Origin of the sequence: Paraburkholderia sp. J41 (assembly GCF_905220235.1) — a bacterium.
In the GTDB taxonomy this organism is placed as follows: Bacteria; Pseudomonadota; Gammaproteobacteria; order Burkholderiales; family Burkholderiaceae; genus Paraburkholderia.
Genome location: NZ_CAJMZE010000002.1, coordinates 13,575 through 31,138 on the forward strand (window position 1 = coordinate 13,575; position 17,564 = coordinate 31,138).

The following is a 17,564-nucleotide window of genomic DNA, read 5'->3' on the forward strand; positions in this document are numbered from 1 at the left end:
TGGCCGCGCGTCACCCGCCGCGCGCGTTGCCGCTAAAATAGCGGGTTCTCATTTCCCGGCGCCCGCGCCTTCCTCCCGTGTTCAGCACCCTTTATCCGTTCGTCCGCGACCAGCTTTTTCGCATGGACGCCGAAGACGCCCACCATCTTTCCCTGCGCATGATCGGCGCCGCCGGCCGCACCGGCATGGCCGGCCTCTTCGCGCCGCGCGTGCCCGAGTCGCCGCGCACGGTCATGGGCCTCACGTTCCGCAATCCGGTGGGGCTCGCCGCGGGTCTGGACAAGGAAGGCGCCGCGATCGACGGTTTCGCCGCGCTCGGCTTCGGCTTTATCGAAGTGGGCACGGTCACGCCGCGCCCGCAGCCCGGCAATCCGCGCCCGCGCATTTTCCGGCTGCCGCAGGCGGGCGGCATCATCAATCGCATGGGCTTCAACAACCACGGCGTCGAGCAGTTCGTGCAGAACGTGCAGGCCGCGCGCTATCGCGGCATTCTCGGCCTGAACATCGGCAAGAACGCCGATACGCCGATCGAGCGCGCCGCCGACGACTATCTCTTCTGCCTCGAACGCGTCTATCCGTTCGCGAGCTACGTGACGATCAACATTTCGTCGCCGAACACGAAGAACCTGCGCCAGTTGCAAGGCGGCGGCGAACTCGACGCGCTGCTCGCGGCGCTCAAGGACAAGCAGCAGCGTCTCGCCGATCTGCACGGCAAGCTCGTGCCGCTCGCGCTCAAGATCGCGCCCGATCTCGACGACGAGCAGATCAAGGAGATCGCCGACACGCTCCTGCGTCACAAGATCGAAGGCGTGATCGCGACCAACACCACGCTTTCGCGCGCGGCCGTGGAAGGCTTGCCGAACGCGAACGAAACGGGCGGCCTCTCGGGGCGCCCCGTGTTCGACGCGTCGAACGAGGTGATCCGCAAGCTGCGCGCCGAACTCGGCGAACAAGTGCCGATCATCGGCGTGGGCGGCATTTTCTCGGGCGAGGACGCGCGCGCGAAGATTGCCGCGGGCGCCGCGCTCGTGCAGGTCTACACCGGCTTCATCTACCGCGGCCCGGCGCTAGTCGCCGAATGCGCGCGGGCGCTGGCTTCGGGCCGCGCGTAAAGCTATAGTCACAGGCTGGTCGCGGCGCGTCGGAGGCGTCGCGCACTATGTGCCACCGTACCCGTCGCGCCAGGCGCGCCGAAAATCGGGTTGAAAATCGCGCTGATACGCGCTGAAAATCGCAGCAAAACAAGAGGAATACATGAAATCCGGCTTGCTGAAAAAACTGTTTGCCCTCGCGCTCGTCGGCGCATCGTTCGTCGCGGCCAGCGCGCACGCGGAAGATCTGCTGGATCAGGCCAAGGCGCGCGGCACGCTGCGCATCGGTCTGGAAGGCACTTTCCCGCCGTTCAACTCGAAGGCGCCCAACGGCGAACTGGTCGGCTACGACGTCGACATCGCGAAGGCCGTGGCCGCGAAAATGGGCCTGAAACCCGAATTCGTCACGACCGAGTGGAGCGGCATCATCGCCGGTCTGCAAGCGGGCAAGTTCGACGTGATCGTCAACCAGGTCGGCATCACCGATCAGCGCAAGGCCGTGCTCGACTTCTCGCCGGCGTACACGTACTCGGCGGCGCAACTGATCCAGCGTAAGGACGACACGCGCCAGTTCAAGTCGCTCGACGACCTCAAGGGCAAGAAGCTCGGCGTCGGTCTCGGCACGAACTACATGGACATGGCGAAGTCGGTGCCGGGCATCGACGTGAAGACGTATCCGGGTGCCCCCGAATATCTGCGCGATCTCGCCGCCGGCCGTCTGGACGCCGCGCTCAACGACCGCCTGATGCTCGCGTATCTGCTCAAGAACTCGCAATTGCCGCTGCGCACGGGCGCGAACGTCGGCGCGGGCAATCCGTCGGGCATTCCGTTCAAGAAGGGCAATCCGAAGTTCGCCAAGGCGATCGACGACGCCATGGCGCAGCTCGAAGCCGACGGCACCTTCACGAAGATCTCGGACAAATGGTTCGGCATCGACGTGACCAAACCGATCGCGCAATGATCGCCCCATGACTTCACGCGCGCACGTTTGACGCACAGGGCGGCATCGCACGATGCCGCCCTTCGCACATGCGGCCCGCGCGAACCGCCATGCACGCGCAGGCTCGACCGATAATCCGCGCTATTCCATAACCGCCGCGACCCTCGCCGCGATAACCACGCCCCAAGCCCATGCCCATCCATACGCTCATCATCCAGTCGCTGCCGGTGCTCGCGCAGGGCGCGGTGCTAACCGTCAAGTTCGCCGTGCTTTCGATGATCTTCGGGCTGATCGGCGGCGCCGTGCTCGCGCTCATGGGCATCAGCGCGAACCGCCTGCTCGTGGCCATCGCACGCGTGTACGTGAGCCTCATGCGCGGCACGCCGCTGCTCGTGCAGATCTTCGTGATTTACTACGGTCTGCCGAGCATCGGCATTTCGCTCGATCCCACGCCGGCGGGCGTGATCGCGCTTTCCGCGAACGTGGCGGCGTATCTTTCGGAGAGCATGCGCGGCGCGATTCTCGGCATTCACGGCGGCCAGTGGCTCGCGGCCTACAGCCTCGGCCTTTCGCGCCGCCAGACGCTGCGCTACGTGATCGCGCCGCAAGCGCTGCGCATTGCCGTGCCGAGCCTGTCGAACAGTCTCATCAGCCTCATCAAGGACACTTCGCTCGTCTCGGTCATCACGGTGACGGAGCTGCTGCGCAGCGCGCAGGAGATCATCGCGTCGACGTATCAGCCGCTGCCGCTCTATCTCGCCGCGGCGGCCATCTACTGGGTGCTGTGCCAGGTGCTCGAATGGGTGCAGCACTGGTACGAAAAGAAGCTCGCGCTGCCTTCGCGCCACTGAACCGGCGGCGCCGGACCGGCACCGCCTGAGCGCGCCGCGCCCGCGCCGGTCACTCGCAGGGAAAGCGCAAACCGAGCGCCGCGCGCGCGGCGTCGGCCATTTCCAGCATGTGACGCGACGTGTCGTGCGTCATCAGCGGGCTTTCCAGCGCGCCCGCGCGCAACAGCTCGCAGAAGTGCGCGGTTTCGTAGTTGAGGCCGCCGCCCTCGAACGGCTCGTCGAGTTCCACGACGCGGCCATCCACATAGCGCACCGTCGCGCGCGCGGGATTCCACCAGTTCGCGTGAATCGTCACGTTGCCGAGCGGCCCGGCGAGCAGCGCGTCGCCGAAACCGTGCAGATCGAGCCCGCAAAATAGCTGCGCGATGCCGCGCTCGTGCTCGCAGTTCAGGCTCGCGAACGTGTCCACGCCGGTCGTGCCGAGCCGCCCGAACGTCTGCACTTCGCGCGGCGCGCCGAGCCAGTCCACCGCCAGAAACATCTCGTACACGCCGATGTCGAGCAGCGCCCCGCCCGCCTGCCCGAACGAAAGCGACGGGTGATCGGCGGGCACGCTCGCCACCGAGCAGCCCGCGCGCACAAGCCCGACCGGACCGATCGGGTCGGCGGCCAGATGCGCGCGCAACGCGCGATAAAGCGGATAGAACGGCGGCTTCATCGCCTCCATGAACAGGCGTTGCGCGCGCTGCGCCGCGTCCAGCACGCGTTCGAGCTGCGCGCCGTTCACGGTGGCGGGTTTCTCGCAGAGCACGGGCAAACCGGCTTCGAGCGCGGCAATGGCGTAGTGCGCGTGGCTGTCCTGCATCGTCGCGATATAGACGGCGTCGATGCCGCTCGCGAACAGCGCCTCGACGCTCTCGCAGGTCCGGGCGCCGCAGCTTTGCGCGAGCGCCCGCGCGGGCTCGGCACGCCGCGACCACACGGCTTCGACGCGCGCGCCCGGCACGTGGGCCACGCCCTGCGCGAAGCGATGCGCGATGCGCCCCGCGCCGACGATGCCCCAGCGGATCGTGGCGAGTTCGTTGTGAGCGGCGTGCGCGTCGGGGGAAGAAAGACTCATGAATGCGTGCTCCGGCGTGAAGGTCCGGGGCCGCCGCGGCGCACGGCGCCGGCGAGATCGTTTCGATGCCGCCGGGACCGCGCGCCGCCGCGCGCCCAAAGACACGCACGATACCGGTGCGCGCGCCGCGCCGCAATGCGCGCGGCCGAGCGCGATCGGCGCACGCCGACCGCGCGCCCCGTCAACATGGCTAACGTTGTTCGAGCGGCTGCTCGTGCCGCGCGAGCGCATCGGTCGCGAAGGCGCGGTTCAGTTCGTCGGCGGTGAATTCGATCATCGCGCGCGAAGCGGCCTCGGCTTCGTCCGGCGCGCGCCGCTCGATCGCCTGGACGACGCGCTCGTGCGCCGCCAACACGTTCGCCCAGCCGCCGTCGCGCTGGTTGATGACGGGATTCACGAGCGAGAGCGCGCCGCGCATGATCGCCGCCATCTGCTGATAAAACTGGTTGCCGCTCGCCGCGAGAATGCGCGTGTGCAGCAGCGCGTCCGCGGCCTGGAAGCCCGGATCTTGCGTGCCGAGCTGGCGCAGCGCGTCGAAGGCATCGCGAATGCCGGCGACGTCGGCCGCGTTCGCGCGCACGGCCGCGAGCGCGCACGCGGCCGGTTCGATCAGCGCGCGAAACTCGATCACGTCGCGCAGAAACTGGTTGTCGGGCTTCGCGCGAAAGCGCCAGTTCACCACGTCCTCGTCGATCATGCGCCAGTCGCGCATGGGCCGGATGCGCGTGCCGATCTTCGGGCGCACGTCCAGCATGTGGCGCGCGAGCAGCATGGAGAGCGCTTCGCGCATCACCGTGCGGCTCACGTCGAACTCCTTCGACAACACGTCTTGCGGCGGCAGAATCGCGCCATAACGTTCTTCGACGATGCCCGAGATCAACCCGTCCATGACCTTGCTGACGAGCGAGCGTTCCTTGTTACCCAGTTCCATGACCCTACTCCCCCGATGCGGCGAAATCGCCCCTGTTTGCCGGTTGCTGCCTGGGCCTTCGTGCGTCGTCGAATTAATATCGTACGTTGCCATGCGGTTTGCATAACTCGCCAGCCAGGATATCTCCTGACCTGATCTTTGCGTGGCAAGCGAACCGTTCCCGCCCGCTCCTTGCGCTCCTTGCGGATTTGCGCCGGTGCTTTCCGGCGGCGAGGCATCGCCGGCGTTTCTGTAAGTCGACTGAAGGGAGGCGCCGCTTGCGGACATGCCCGCGGCGTTCACCGCGTTGGGCGCATCGAGCGTGCTAGTCACGTTGGGGACGTTGGTCACGTTGGGCACGGTGGTCACGTTGGGCGTCGGCATGCTGTCGAAAGAGTCCGTATGGCTCATGATTGGGCTCGGCCGTATTGATCGTCGAAGCGCACGATGTCGTCTTCGCCAAGGTAAGCGCCCGACTGCACCTCGACGATCTCGCGAGCGGTCATGCCCGGATTCTCGATACGGTGCGTCACGCCAGGCGGGATGTAGGTCGATTCGTTTTCGCAGAGCGGGAAGGTGTCGGCGCCGCGCACGACGATCCAGTGTTCCGCGTGGTGAAGATGCATCTGCAACGAAAGCCGCCCGCCCGGCTTCACGACGACGCGCGCGGCCGCGCCGCTGCGCACCAGCCAGTCCGCGCTCATGAGATGCCGTTCCGCACTGCTCACCACGATCGGCGCGGCCTTGCGCACGCTCGTGCCGTGCCCCAGCACGACAGGCTGGACGACAAGCGCGACTTCGCCTTCGTTGGCTGCGGCGCTCCGGCTCGCAGGCGTCACGACCTCGTTCATGCAGGTAGCTCCCCGATGGATATCCGTGTGGTTCGTTGTGATGACGCCCGGCGCGGCCGCGGCGCGTGATCGCCGCTCGGCCATTCGTCCGAACGTTTCGCTTGAACCCCATTGGAGCAAACCTGACCGCGCCGCTCTGTACGCGCCCCCACATTGATGTCCGTCGCGTCCACGGCACGCCGGATCGGATCGCGCCCGGCGCGACGCATGTTTCATCGCCGAACGCTTTTTCGCTGGCGCGGGCCGCACCGCAACAAAAGTGAATCAAAATGCGCCGCCCGAGCGCTGCGCGCGCGCCAGCGGCAAAGCGCCGTCGCGCCGATGTTTCAGAGCAGATTCATCCTTTACATTACGCTTTCACGGCGAGAAAACACCCGCCAATACAAGGCGCTGCCCGTTGGGAACTGAAACGCTTTGCGCAACGGCGGCCGCGCAGGCGTACAAAACTGAAACAAAAAAGCCGATTTACGCCGCACTGCGTCATGCGAGTCGCGCGCGAAGGCGCACGCATGCTTGATCCATGTGCGTTGGCACACACCCTGCTAAATAAACGCTGCCACACCTGCGTGAACGCGCACCTAACGACGCGAACGCATCGCGACCATGGGGCCGGCGCAGCCGACGACAAGCCGTACGGGAAACGGCAAACAACAACAGTCGGGCGGCCGGAATCAAAACAAGGAGCGGCGCGCGCCGCTTCCACCGAGGACCTGTCATGCTTACGCTTCAATCGGACCTGCACGGCAACCATCTGCTCGGCGCATTGCCTTCGCACGAATGGCAGGCGCTCGCGCCGCACCTCGAACTCGTCCACTTGCGCACCGAACAGTTGATCTGCGATTCCGGCCAGCGCATTCATCACGTCTACTTTCCGACGACGGCCATCATTTCGCTGCTTTCGACGATGGAAGACGGCGGCTCGGTCGAGATCGCCGCGGTGGGCCGCGAAGGCATGACGGGCGTGCCCGTCATCACGGGCGGCGAAACCATGCCGAACCGCGTGCAAGTGCAGTGCGCGGGCTTCGCTTATCGCATGAGCGCGCAGAGTCTGCGCCAGCAGTTCGCGCGCTCGGATTTCCTGCGTCGTCTGATGATGCTCTACATGCACGCGCTGCTCACGCAGGTCGCGCAGACCGCCGCGTGCAATCGTCATCATTCGCTCAACAAGCAGCTTTGCCGCTGGCTGTTGATCGAAGTGGACCGCGTGGCGTCGAACGATCTCGCCGTCACGCAGCAACTCATCGCCGACATGCTGGGCGTGCGCCGCGAAGGCGTCACCGAAGCGGCCGGCAAGCTGCATAACGACGGCCTCATTCACCACAGCCGCGGCCGCATTCGCGTGCTCGACCGCGCGGGCCTCGAAGCGCGCGCGTGCGAATGCTACGGGCTCGTGCGCAGCGAGTTCGAGCGCCTGCTGCCGCGTCTGCGTCAGGCCGAAGCGGTGCAATGAGCGCAGGCTTCGTCGCGCGGATATGAAAAAAAACGGCAGCGCACACGAGAAGTGTGACGCTGCCGGTTCGGATCGGCGTTCGCGCGCGCGGTGAACTACGGTAAGCGGCGGCGAACGATGGTGAACGAGGAACTCGCCGCGCTTACGCCTTGCGGTATTCGATGCGCTCGACGCCCGACTCGCCGCCGAGCAGGCAAAGGTCCGCGCCGCGCGTGGCGAACAGGCCCACCGTGACCACGCCCGGCCACGCGTTGACGTGCGCTTCGAGCGTGCGCGGGTCGCTGATGCGCAAGCCCTTCACGTCGAGGATCTCGTTGCCGTTGTCGGTGATGAACGGCGAGCCGTCCTTCTGCACGCGCAGCACGGGCACGCCGCCGAGCGCCGTGACGCGGCGGCCGATGGCCGTGCGCGCCATCGGCACGACTTCGATCGGCAGCGGGAAATTGCCGAGCACGTCCACGCGCTTGCTCGCATCGGCGATGCAGACAAATACATCGGACACCGAAGCAACGATCTTCTCGCGCGTGAGCGCGCCGCCGCCGCCCTTGATCATCGCGCCTTCGCCGTCGATTTCATCGGCGCCGTCGACGTACACGGGCAGCGACTCGATCTCGTTCAGATCGAAAATACGGAAGCCCTGCGACTCGAGCCGCGCCGTGGTGGCCACCGAGCTGGACACGGCGCCGCGATAACGATGCTTGCTCGCCGCGAGCGCGTCGATGAAACAATTCGCGGTGGAGCCCGTGCCGACGCCGATCACGGCGCCTTCCGGCACGTTGGCGTTGACGTAGTCGGCGGCGGCCCGGCCGACCAGTTGCTTGAGTTCGTCTTGAGTCATGGGAGTACTGCCCGAGGAGGAGAAACGCGGAAAAAATTGGGAAAGGCGCCAGTTTACCGGAGTTGCCGCTACGCCCCGCGCGGGCGCCGGAAAGAACGCGCCGCGCGAAAAAACGTGTGACCGGTCAGCGCTTCACCGCGCGCTGCCGCACCGCCTCGAACAGGCATACGCCCGAGGCCACCGAAACGTTGAGGCTTTCCACCGTGCCCGCCATCGGAATGTTCATGACTTCGTCGCAAGTTTCGCGCGTGAGGCGGCGCATCCCCTCGCCTTCCGCGCCCATCACGAGCGCCACCGGACCGTCGAGCCTGGTCTCGTAGAGGCTCGCCGTGGCGTCGCCCGCCGTGCCCACGACCCATACACCCGCGTCCTTCAGCTCGCGCAGCGCGCGCGCGAGGTTGGTGACGGTGATGTACGGCACCGTGTCGGCGGCGCCGCTCGCGACCTTGGCGGCCGTGGCGTTCAGGCCCACGGCCCGGTCGCGCGGCGCGATCACGGCGTGCGCGCCGGCGGCGTCGGCGACGCGCAGGCATGCGCCCAGATTGTGCGGATCGGTCACGCCGTCGAGCACGAGCAGAAGCGGCGAGCCCTGAATGCCGTCGAGCAGTTCCGCGAGGTTCTGCGCGAGCGGCACGTCGTGCACGCGCGCCACCACGCCTTGATGGCGCTCCGTGTGCGCGAGACCCCAGAGGCGCGTCTCGTCGGCGGCAATGATGCGCACGCCGGCTTCTTTCGCGGCGTGCAGGAATTCCTGCATGCGGCGGTCGCGCCGCGTCGTGTCGTAATAGACATCTTCGACCGTGGACGCGTCGTGCCGCATGCGCGCGGTCACCGCATGAAACCCGTAAAGAACCTTGAGACGTGACATGACTGAGACAACCCCTGATGAATGGTTCGCGGCGCATAGCTCGCGCCGCCTCCAACGATGATGCCGCCGGCCGCCTCGCGGTCCGGCGCATGCGCGCGCCGCAGGCACACTGTGTGCCCCGCGCGCTCGCGCACGTGAAAAAACGGGCGCGCGCACCCTGGCGCCGCCCGCATGAATTAACCGCCGCGGCAGGTCAAAAACCTACCGCGGCTTACGGCAACTCAGCGCTTCTTGCGCGGCGCCGGTTTCTTGGCCGGCGCCTTCGCGGCCGGACGCTTCTTCGCGGTCTTGGCCGCGCCGCGTGCCGCGCGCGCTTCCTTCACCGCCGCGCTCGGCGCGCTCGGCGCTTTCTTGCGGCGCGGATCTTCGCCGCCCGGCAGCGGACGCAGACGCGGGCCGCCTTCGCCGCCGCTCTTGTCGACAGCCGGCATCGGACGGCCGCCGCCCGGCTTCACGGGCGTGTCGCGCACGAGGCGGAAGTCGATTTTGCGCGCATCGAGGTCGACGCGGCTCACTTGCACGCGCACGCGATCCGAAAGCCGATAACGAATGCCGGTGCGCTCGCCGCGCAGCTCGTTCTTGATGTCGTCGTACTGGAAATAGTCGGAACCCAGTTCGGTCACATGCACGAGCCCTTCGATGAACAGCGCGTCGAGCTGCACGAAAATGCCGAACGAGGTCACGCCGCTCACCATGCCGCCGTATTCCTCACCGAGCTTGTCGCGCATGAAATAGCACTTGAGCCAGGCTTCGACGTCGCGCGACGCTTCGTCGGCGCGGCGCTCGTTGGCCGAGCAGTGCAGGCCCAGTTCTTCCCAGATCGCCGTGTTGCCGCCACGGTTGCGGCGCGGGCCGTGCTTCTGCTCGTCCTCGGCCTGCATCGCGCGGGCGCGCGGCGAAAGCGCGGTGTTGAGTTCGACGCCTTCGGGCGCGGCCGGCTGATACTTCTTGCCTTGCAGGATCGCGTAGATCGCGCGATGCGTGAGCAAGTCGGGATAACGGCGGATCGGACTCGTGAAATGCGCGTACGCCTCGTAGGCAAGCCCGAAGTGGCCGATATTGTCCGGGCTGTAGACGGCCTGCTGCATCGAGCGCAACAGCATGGTTTGCAGCATTTGCGCGTCGGGCCGGTCGCGAATGTGCGCCATGAGCGCCGCGTAGTCGCTCGCATGAGGCGTTTCACCGCCGCCGAGCGAAAGCCCCATGCCGCGCAGGAAAGTGCGCAGGTTTTCGAGCTTTTCGGCGCTCGGGCCGGCGTGAACGCGGTAGAGGCCAGGATGCTTGTGGCGCTTCATGAAGTCGGCGGCGCACACGTTGGCCGCGAGCATGCACTCCTCGATCAGCTTGTGCGCGTCGTTGCGCTGACGCGGCACGATCTGCTCGATCTTGCCCTGCGCGTTGCAGACGATATACGTCTCGGTCGTGTCGAAGTCGATCGCGCCGCGTTTCTGCCGCGCGGCGAACAGCGACTTGTACACGCCGTAGAGGTTTTGCAGTTGCGGCAGCAGCGCGGCGCGGCGCGTGGCCTCCGGCCCCTTCGTATTGGTGAGCACGGCGGCGACTTCGGTGTACGTGAGCCGCGCCGCCGAGTGCATCACGCCCGGATAGAACTGATACGCCTTGATCTCGCCGCGCGCGGTGATCACCATGTCGCACACGAGCACGCAACGGTCGACATGCGGATTGAGCGAGCACAGGCCGTTCGAGAGCTTCTCGGGCAGCATCGGAATCACGCGGCGCGGGAAATAGACCGAGGTGCTACGCTTGATGGCGTCGACGTCGAGGCCGGTGCCGGGCAGTACGTAATGCGAAACGTCGGCGATCGCGACGATCAGGCGGAAGCCCTCGCCCTTGCCCACTTGCATCGGCTCGCAATAGACGGCGTCGTCGAAGTCGCGCGCGTCCTCGCCGTCGATGGTGACGAGCGGCACGTCGCGCAGATCCACGCGATAGCGGATGTCGGCCGGGCGCACGGCGTCGGGCAGCTTCGCGGCTTCGTCGAGCGCGGGCTTGCTGAACTCGTGCGGCACGCCGTATTTGCGCACGGCGATCTCGATCTCCATGCCGGGATCGTCGATGTCGCCGAGCACTTCCACCACGCGGCCGAGCGGCTGCGAATGGCGGCTCGGGAAGTCGGTGAGTTCGACCACCACCACCTGGCCGACCTTCGCCTTCTTCGGGTTTTGCGTGACGAGAATGTCGTGGCCGATGCGCTTGTCTTCGGGCACGGCGATGAGCGCGCCGTTCTCGTTGAGCAAACGCCCGATCACGCTGCGATTCGCGCGGTCCGTGACCTCCACGATGTGACCTTCGGGACGCCCGCGCCGGTCATAGCCGACAATGCGCGCCAGCACGCGGTCGTTGTGCATGACTTTCTGCATCTCGCCTTGCGGCAGGAACAGATCGTCCTGGCCGTCGTCGCGAATCAGGAAGCCGTAGCCGTCGCGATGTCCCTGCACGCGGCCCGCGACGAAGTTCGACGGATGGGCGAGTTGATAATGGCCACGGGAGTCGAGCCGGATCTGCCCGTCGCGCTCCATCGCGGCGAGCCGCCGGAAGAACCCTTCGCGCTCCTGACGCTTGATCGAAAGCGCTTCGGCGATATCGTTCGCGGTGCAGGGCGAGTCGCTGGTCCGCAGCACGCCCAGGATCTCTTCGCGGCTCGGAATCGGGTACGGATATTTGCTCAAGGGCTTGTCGATGGTGGTTCTCGTTGCGTGGACGTCGGATTGTCGCGCGGCCCGAACCGGCATGACAGGCATGCAGGCGGGAGGCGCCCCGGTCTTCGAGTGCGGCAACCTGCCGGCCGCGAGGACTGCTGGACCGCTCGCACCGCCGCTTCTGGCGGGCGCGCACCGGCGGGACTGCTGTGAGGCATTCTAACATTCGTACCCCGCATGACCACGCGGCAAGCGCCCCGCTTATGCCTTGCTTGTGCCCCGCCTGTGCCTCGCGCGTGCCCGGCCGCCCGCGGCGCCGCGCGGCCTCGCCGCCCGCTTTACGCTCACCGCCCGCGCAATTCCTCCGTTTGGCGCAAAGCAGCAGAAAGCGCTTGACAGGCCGATCCGGCTCGCTATAATTGCGGTCTTTGCTGCTCAGCGCAGTTTGAACAGCAAACGACACCTTGCCCAGGTGGCGGAATTGGTAGACGCACCAGGTTCAGGTCCTGGCGGTGGCAACACTGTGGAGGTTCGAGTCCTCTCTTGGGCACCATAAAGCTGTTCAAGGTCGTACAACGCAGTCCAGCAGGACCCCGCAAAGCCTTGTCGCAGCGGGGTTTTGTGTTTTTTAGGGTCCATCTTTGATCAGCTGAAGCGTGTGTCAAAGTAGTACACTAGACAGTACATCGAAAGTTCGAGCTGACTGGATGTACTACCATGCTTCTGACTGCCCGACAGGTCCAGCTGGCCAGGTCCGCCAGCCGCGACTACACCATGAAGGACGGCCGCGGCCTGTTCCTTTTCGTGCCCGCCGACGGCCCCAAATGCTGGCATTTCCGGTATAGCTTCACCGGCAAACAGCGGCGCATCTCGTTCGGCACCTACCCCGCGCTTTCCCTTCAGGACGCCCGTGAACTCACGTCTACGGCCCGGACCCAGCTGGCACACGGCACGGATCCCGGTCATCACCGGCGCACCGCCAGAAAGCTTTCGAAGGAAACTGAGGAGAAGCGCTTTCGTTCGGCCGCCGAGCGATGGTACAAGCGGAAGGAAGTCGCTGGCCGTGCCAGCTCAACGCTTGGCAAGATGCGCACCTACCTCGACAAGGATATCCTGCCGGAGATCGGTTCGATGATGCTGCAGGGTATCACCCGGGCAGACTGCGCCCGCGTCCAGGAGCGCTTCGAGAAACGGGATGCCCTGAACGTATCGAAGAAAGCGCGGGGCTGGCTGCGTGAGATCTTTAGCCAGGCCATCGCGGAGGGACGCTGTGAATTCAACCCCGCCTCCGAACTCAAGACCATCGCGAAGGCTGCGCCGAAGTCCAGACCGTACCCTCACCTTCTCGAACCCGAACTGCCCGATTTCCTTCGCGCGCTCGGGAAATCGACGAGTCGTCTCATCGCCTTCACTGCCGCCTGGATGACGATCTGGACGGCCAGTCGGCCCGGCATGGTGCGCTACGCGGAATGGACCGAGGTGGACCTGGATGGCGCCCTGTGGACGATATCGGCGGAGAAGATGAAGATGCGGCGTCTGTATGTTGCGCCGCTGCCGTCGCAACTCGTCAGCGCGCTGCGCGAACTCAGGAAGCTGACCGGACGCCACCGCTATCTTTTTCCTGGCATCGGAACGAAGAACGAGGTCATCAGCGAAAACACGATCAATCTCGTGTTCTCAAAGATCGGCTACAAGAGCCGCATGGTCGGCCACGGCACCCGCCATACTGCGAGCACCCTCCTTCGCGATCACGGCTGGCAAAAAGACCATGTCGAAACACAGCTGTCGCACCTTGAGGGGGGCACCGCGGGCGACTATAACCACGCAAAATATCTCCGGCAACGTCGCTCGATGATGCAGTGGTATGCGGACTATCTCGACGCACTGAAAACCGGGATGTCTCCGACCCGGCAGGCAAGCTTTGCCCACCGGGTCAATGCCATGCATCCTCAGTTCGCACCGGCCCTTCCGCACAGTAACGAATCTGACGAAATAGCAGCGTGAAGCATCGATCGCCACGTACGAGCCTTATCGGCGTGATTCTAACGCGATGGGTCCCCTGTGATTATCGGTGGCAAGGAACACGCGCAGGAATGAATCGTTACTGCCCTATCTTCTTGTCTTCCACTCTTCGTTCTCGGTAGTTCCATTTTCCGAGATCCACTGAAGAAAATTGGTCGGACGCACGCCTGTGAAAATTGCCGCCGTCTAACGGATCATCGCGGCCGCGATTCTGCCGACCGTAATACTCATCCGGTAAACGCCACGCGACAAAATCTAAGCCAAACGTTTCTTCAAACGTGTGCTGCGCCCGAACCTGGTACGATGCAAGATCGTCACCAATCGATTGCGCAGCTATCCGGCGGCGAAAGTCGAGATACCGGAGCCGGTCAACCACCCGGTGGCGGCATCATCGCCGCGTGAGAGGCAGAGAATCTCGTGCGTATGGCAGCGCGAACACTTTTAGTTCTTTCCAAGACTGGCTCAGTTAACATGTGGGTAAGCGGGACTCAGAACGTGTCCCAACCCTCTCTATGCCTACGGTAGTTACTCCGGAGCGAGAGGAGCAGTCGCTGCCTCCAAGTTGGTACAAATGCGAAGCCGAAATTATTCCGCAGTTCGACCTCGCGCACTTAACTCTTCCTCGCTCACCAAACTCGAATAAGCTGCCAGCAATCTGCGTTCAGAATGAACAGTCGACTGACAGAACACCAAGGTCCGCATCGGTCTTCGAAGACCGAATCAGGCGCATGGCAGCCCATGCGACGAGATATGCCGAGCCACACACGATAAACAATATGTTGTAACCCGTATTGATGTTTCCGAGCGCTTTGAAGTGGTCAAGCAGAACACCGACAAACAGCGGAAAGAGCGTCCCCCCGATAGCTCCAGCCATACCGCCTACACCGACGACCGAGCCAACAAGCCGTTTCGGAAACATGTCTGATGCCGTCGTAAACAGATTCGCGGACCAACCTTGATGCGCTGCAGCTGCGAGGCTCAGCAGCCCGACCATCGCCCACATATTCTCGACCCAGGGCGAGAATGCGATCGGCACGACCAGGAAAGCCAGTCCGAGCATCGCCGTCTGACGGGCCCGACTGACGCTCCAACCCCGGGCAATCAGCCACGACGACAGCCATCCGCCCGCAATGCTCCCGATCGACGTCGCCACATAGACCACCACGAGCGGCAACCCGAGATTCTTGAGATCGAGTTGGTAGCGTGACGAGAAATACGAAGGAAGCCAGAACAACATGAACCACCAGATCGGATCAGTGAGCAGCTTGCCCACAATAAACACATAGGTGGCCCGGACTCGCAGCAACGAAAGCCAGCTCACCGACGCACCTCGCTCTTCGGAGTCGACACGTTCTTCCGCGATGTAGTTCAGTTCGGCGACGGAAACGCGGTTGTGCTTCTGCGGCGCAAAGTACATCAGGTACCAAAAGCCCAGCCAGACGACGCCGATCAAACCCGTGACAAGGAATGCCGCCTGCCAGCCATAAGAAGCGGCGAGCCACGGCACGACCGCAGGTGCTGCCACCGCACCGATGCTGGTGCCCGAAGTCAGGATACCGACGGCCAGTGCCTGTTCCCGGCGCGGAAACCATTCGGAAACCGCCTTGACCGCCGACGGAAAATTACCTGACTCCGCAACGCCAAGCAGACCGCGCATGAAAACAAACCCCAGCGTGTTGCGCACCAGGGAATGGCCGCACGCCGCGATACTCCAGACCAGCACGCAGATGCCATAGCCGAGCTTGACGCCGAACCTGTCGACCATTTTCCCGGAGAGGATCAGCCCGAATGCGTAACATGCGGTGAACACGGCCACCATGTAGCTATATTCGGTTTCGGTCCAATGGAATCGCAACGCGAGTTCGGGCTTCAGCAGTCCGAGAACCTGTCGGTCGAGGTAGTTGATTGTCGTCGCAAAAAAAAGCAGCGCACAAATACGCCACCTGTAACCTGATCGTTCCACCGGCTGCCTCTCCAGATAATCAAACCCGGTCCAGTCGATTTCCTGCCGATGAACAGAAAACAAACACTTCAGTACTGGAAAATTTCCCGTGCGCGGCTTAAGGCTAGAATGCCGGGTTGACCGTATTGACGTTGTCCTTCGTTACGCGCACCGTCGGCAACACGACCTTGGGGGGGACCTTCTCCCCCTTCAGGATCTTGAGCGCAACATCCATACCCTCCGTACCAGCAGGAGGATACAGCCACGTCGCCGTTTCGTCACCCGCCCGGATCGCGTCGAACTCCTCCTTCTGGCCGTCGATACCCAGCACCTTGATCTCCTTCGAGCGGCCGCTTTCCTTGATCGCCTGGATCGCGCCCAGCGCCATCTCGCCATTCGCCGCGAACACCAGGTCGACCGTACCGGACGGGTGCGCCTGCAGGACATTCTGCATAACCGAATATGCCTTCGGCCGGCGGTAGTCTCCGGGTTGCCGCGCCACAACCTTGATACCGGGATACCTGTCGGTCACCGAGGTCAAACCTCCGATCCGGTTCACCGAAGTCTCGTCACCCGGGATACCTTCTAGAATCACGATGTTGCCGGCAGGCTTGCCATTCTTCTGTGTCAGCATCTCGACGATGAACCGACCCGCGTCCGCACCGAGCGCGCGATTGTCGCCGGACACCATCGTGATCGCACCCGCGTTTTCGATCGGCTTGCCGACGAACATGTACGGAATACCCTGCTCCTTCAGTGACGCAAGCTCCTGGCGCAATCCTTCGGCCTTACCCGCCTGGACCAGCAAAAGCTTGATCCCTTTGGATTCGAGATCTTCGATGCCGGAGATCTGCGTGGCTACGTTGCCCTGCCCGTCCGTTGCCAGCACACGCACGCCCGCCTTCTCAGCGACCGCCTCGATCTGCTTGCGCTGCGCGGCGAGCCACGGATGATCGAGACTCTCCTGCGAGAGGCCGATCGTGTCGGCAGCGAATGCGCTCGCGACGCTGCCGAGCATCAAAACCACCACGGTGGCGTGCATCAGTTTCAACTTGAACATGGTTGTCTCCTTGATTGTCGGTCCGCACTAGCGGCCTTTTGAACGACTGAGTTGCGCGTGGATCAGCACCGCGCCTACGATGATTGCGCCCTTGACGATCAACTGCGTGTAGGCCGGAATGTTGAGCAGGTTAAGCAGGTTGTTCAGCACCCCGATCAGCAACACACCGACGATCGTGCCGCCGATGCCACCCACTCCGCCGGAGAGACTGGTGCCACCGACCACGACGGCGGCAATCGCATCGAGTTCAAGCCCTTTGCCGAGATTTGCTTCGCCGATATTGAGCTGCGTCGACATCACAAGGCCGCCCAGGCCAGCAAAGAGGCCAGACAGGCAATAGGCGATCACACGGACCTTGTCGACGGGTACACCGGACAGACGCGCCGCTTCGACGTTGCCGCCCACCGCGTACACGTGCCGCCCGAAGCGCGTCATCCGCAAAACCACCGTCGAGACCGCTGCCATCACAACGAACAGCAGCGCCTGCACCGGCACGCCCGCGACACGGCCGCGCCCTATCCACGCAAGCGACCTCGGCACGCCGATGACAGGCTCGCCGCCGGAATAGGCGAGCCCTACGCCAACCAGGGCGGTCATCATCCCGAGCGTGACGATAAACGGTTGCACGCGGCCCCGGGTCGTAATGACCCCATTCACCCAGCCACAGACCATCGCTACCGCAAGTCCGCCGACCAGCGACACCATCGGACCATAGGGTTTGAGTCCTGCAATCGCAAGGGTCGTCAGCGCGAGAATCGAGCCCACTGACAGATCAATACCCGCTGTCAGGATGACAAACGTCATACCGATCGATGCCAGCCCTACCACTGATACCTGACGCACGACATTGAACAGGTTTTCCGCAGTAAGAAAGTACGGCGACGACACGGCTGCCGTCATACACAGCAGCAGGAAAATCGTGAAAATGCCGAAACGCTGGATGAGTTCAATGCGCCGATACGCGCGACTTGAAAATCGCCCGTTCGTCTCCGCACCGGAAATGGATTTTGCCAATGCCATG

General features: G+C 64.2%; 13 protein-coding genes, 1 tRNA gene and 1 pseudogene. 6 read left to right on the forward strand and 9 right to left on the reverse strand.

Annotated elements, in window-relative coordinates:
* Positions 1 to 77 precede the first annotated feature (77 nt).
* The 3 genes from U5805_RS01940 to U5805_RS01950 all read left to right on the forward strand — a co-directional run bounded on the left by U5805_RS01940 (position 78) and on the right by U5805_RS01950 (position 2,882).
* Positions 78 to 1,112, forward strand: coding sequence for a quinone-dependent dihydroorotate dehydrogenase (locus U5805_RS01940; RefSeq protein ID WP_322101752.1), 1,035 nt, complete (start codon positions 78 to 80; stop codon positions 1,110 to 1,112).
* 142 nt (positions 1,113 to 1,254) lie between these two features.
* Positions 1,255 to 2,052, forward strand: a complete 798-nt coding sequence (locus tag U5805_RS01945; protein ID WP_322101753.1) for a cystine ABC transporter substrate-binding protein — start codon at positions 1,255 to 1,257, stop codon at positions 2,050 to 2,052.
* A 170-nt stretch (positions 2,053 to 2,222) separates the two neighbouring features.
* Positions 2,223 to 2,882, forward strand: coding sequence for an amino acid ABC transporter permease (locus tag U5805_RS01950; RefSeq protein ID WP_322101754.1), 660 nt, complete (start codon positions 2,223 to 2,225; stop codon positions 2,880 to 2,882).
* Between the two features lie 49 nt (positions 2,883 to 2,931).
* Here the strand turns inward: U5805_RS01950 and U5805_RS01955 are convergent, their stop codons facing one another.
* The 3 genes and pseudogenes from U5805_RS01955 to U5805_RS01965 all read right to left on the reverse strand — a co-directional run.
* The gene (locus U5805_RS01955) at positions 2,932 to 3,942 is read right to left on the reverse strand and encodes a Gfo/Idh/MocA family oxidoreductase (protein WP_322101755.1); all 1,011 of its coding nucleotides are present in this window, start codon (positions 3,940 to 3,942) and stop codon (positions 2,932 to 2,934) included.
* Between the two features lie 190 nt (positions 3,943 to 4,132).
* On the reverse strand, positions 4,133 to 4,873 hold the full coding sequence (locus tag U5805_RS01960) for a FadR/GntR family transcriptional regulator (RefSeq protein ID WP_322101756.1): 741 nt from the start codon (positions 4,871 to 4,873) through the stop codon (positions 4,133 to 4,135).
* A 386-nt stretch (positions 4,874 to 5,259) separates the two neighbouring features.
* Positions 5,260 to 5,517: pseudogene (locus tag U5805_RS01965) on the reverse strand (mannose-1-phosphate guanylyltransferase/mannose-6-phosphate isomerase); the annotation flags it as partial.
* A gap of 901 nt (positions 5,518 to 6,418) precedes the next feature.
* On the opposite strand from U5805_RS01965, the gene U5805_RS01970 reads away from it, so the two are divergent.
* Positions 6,419 to 7,153 (forward strand): Crp/Fnr family transcriptional regulator, encoded by a 735-nt coding sequence (locus tag U5805_RS01970; RefSeq protein WP_322101757.1) that lies wholly within the window; start codon positions 6,419 to 6,421, stop codon positions 7,151 to 7,153.
* Between the two features lie 142 nt (positions 7,154 to 7,295).
* Here U5805_RS01970 and rpiA read toward each other — a convergent pair whose 3' ends face one another.
* The 3 genes from rpiA to rnr form a co-directional block, all read right to left on the reverse strand.
* The gene (gene rpiA, locus U5805_RS01975) at positions 7,296 to 7,991 is read right to left on the reverse strand and encodes a ribose-5-phosphate isomerase RpiA (RefSeq protein ID WP_322101758.1); all 696 of its coding nucleotides are present in this window, start codon (positions 7,989 to 7,991) and stop codon (positions 7,296 to 7,298) included.
* A 124-nt stretch (positions 7,992 to 8,115) separates the two neighbouring features.
* Positions 8,116 to 8,859 carry a 23S rRNA (guanosine(2251)-2'-O)-methyltransferase RlmB gene (gene rlmB, locus U5805_RS01980; protein WP_322101759.1) on the reverse strand — a complete coding sequence of 248 codons (744 nt, stop codon included), beginning with the start codon at positions 8,857 to 8,859 and terminating at the stop codon, positions 8,116 to 8,118.
* Positions 8,860 to 9,080: 221 nt separating this feature from the next.
* Positions 9,081 to 11,549: a ribonuclease R gene (gene rnr / locus U5805_RS01985; RefSeq protein WP_322101760.1), complete on the reverse strand. Its 2,469-nt coding sequence runs from the start codon at positions 11,547 to 11,549 to the stop codon at positions 9,081 to 9,083.
* A 436-nt stretch (positions 11,550 to 11,985) separates the two neighbouring features.
* Here rnr and U5805_RS01990 point away from each other — a divergent pair.
* Both U5805_RS01990 and U5805_RS01995 read left to right on the forward strand, forming a co-directional pair.
* Positions 11,986 to 12,072, forward strand: a tRNA-Leu gene (locus U5805_RS01990).
* A 164-nt stretch (positions 12,073 to 12,236) separates the two neighbouring features.
* Positions 12,237 to 13,523 carry a tyrosine-type recombinase/integrase gene (locus U5805_RS01995; protein ID WP_322101761.1) on the forward strand — a complete coding sequence of 429 codons (1,287 nt, stop codon included), beginning with the start codon at positions 12,237 to 12,239 and terminating at the stop codon, positions 13,521 to 13,523.
* A 679-nt stretch (positions 13,524 to 14,202) separates the two neighbouring features.
* On the opposite strand, the gene U5805_RS02005 is transcribed toward U5805_RS01995, so the two are convergent.
* The 3 genes from U5805_RS02005 to U5805_RS02015 all read right to left on the reverse strand — a co-directional run bounded on the left by U5805_RS02005 (position 14,203) and on the right by U5805_RS02015 (position 17,563).
* The gene (locus U5805_RS02005) at positions 14,203 to 15,504 is read right to left on the reverse strand and encodes an MFS transporter (RefSeq protein WP_322102083.1); all 1,302 of its coding nucleotides are present in this window, start codon (positions 15,502 to 15,504) and stop codon (positions 14,203 to 14,205) included.
* 103 nt (positions 15,505 to 15,607) lie between these two features.
* Positions 15,608 to 16,543 carry a substrate-binding domain-containing protein gene (locus tag U5805_RS02010; RefSeq protein WP_322101762.1) on the reverse strand — a complete coding sequence of 312 codons (936 nt, stop codon included), beginning with the start codon at positions 16,541 to 16,543 and terminating at the stop codon, positions 15,608 to 15,610.
* 27 nt (positions 16,544 to 16,570) lie between these two features.
* Complete coding sequence (locus U5805_RS02015) at positions 16,571 to 17,563, reverse strand: ABC transporter permease (RefSeq protein ID WP_322101763.1); 993 nt, start codon at positions 17,561 to 17,563, stop codon at positions 16,571 to 16,573.
* Between the last annotated feature and the right edge of the window lies 1 nt (position 17,564).

Excerpts from the sequence above, each read along its gene's own strand:
- U5805_RS01970 (WP_322101757.1), top strand. The coding sequence starts at position 6,419 with ATGCTTACGCTTCAATCGGACCTGCACGGCAACCATCTGCTCGGCGCA.
- rlmB (WP_322101759.1), bottom strand. The coding sequence starts at position 8,859 with ATGTCACGTCTCAAGGTTCTTTACGGGTTTCATGCGGTGACCGCGCGC.
- U5805_RS02010 (WP_322101762.1), bottom strand. The coding sequence starts at position 16,543 with ATGTTCAAGTTGAAACTGATGCACGCCACCGTGGTGGTTTTGATGCTC.
- U5805_RS01960 (WP_322101756.1), bottom strand. The coding sequence starts at position 4,873 with ATGGAACTGGGTAACAAGGAACGCTCGCTCGTCAGCAAGGTCATGGAC.
- U5805_RS01950 (WP_322101754.1), top strand. The coding sequence starts at position 2,223 with ATGCCCATCCATACGCTCATCATCCAGTCGCTGCCGGTGCTCGCGCAG.
- U5805_RS02015 (WP_322101763.1), bottom strand. The coding sequence starts at position 17,563 with ATGGCATTGGCAAAATCCATTTCCGGTGCGGAGACGAACGGGCGATTT.
- U5805_RS01995 (WP_322101761.1), top strand. The coding sequence starts at position 12,237 with ATGCTTCTGACTGCCCGACAGGTCCAGCTGGCCAGGTCCGCCAGCCGC.
- rpiA (WP_322101758.1), bottom strand. The coding sequence starts at position 7,991 with ATGACTCAAGACGAACTCAAGCAACTGGTCGGCCGGGCCGCCGCCGAC.
- U5805_RS01955 (WP_322101755.1), bottom strand. The coding sequence starts at position 3,942 with ATGAGTCTTTCTTCCCCCGACGCGCACGCCGCTCACAACGAACTCGCC.
- U5805_RS01945 (WP_322101753.1), top strand. The coding sequence starts at position 1,255 with ATGAAATCCGGCTTGCTGAAAAAACTGTTTGCCCTCGCGCTCGTCGGC.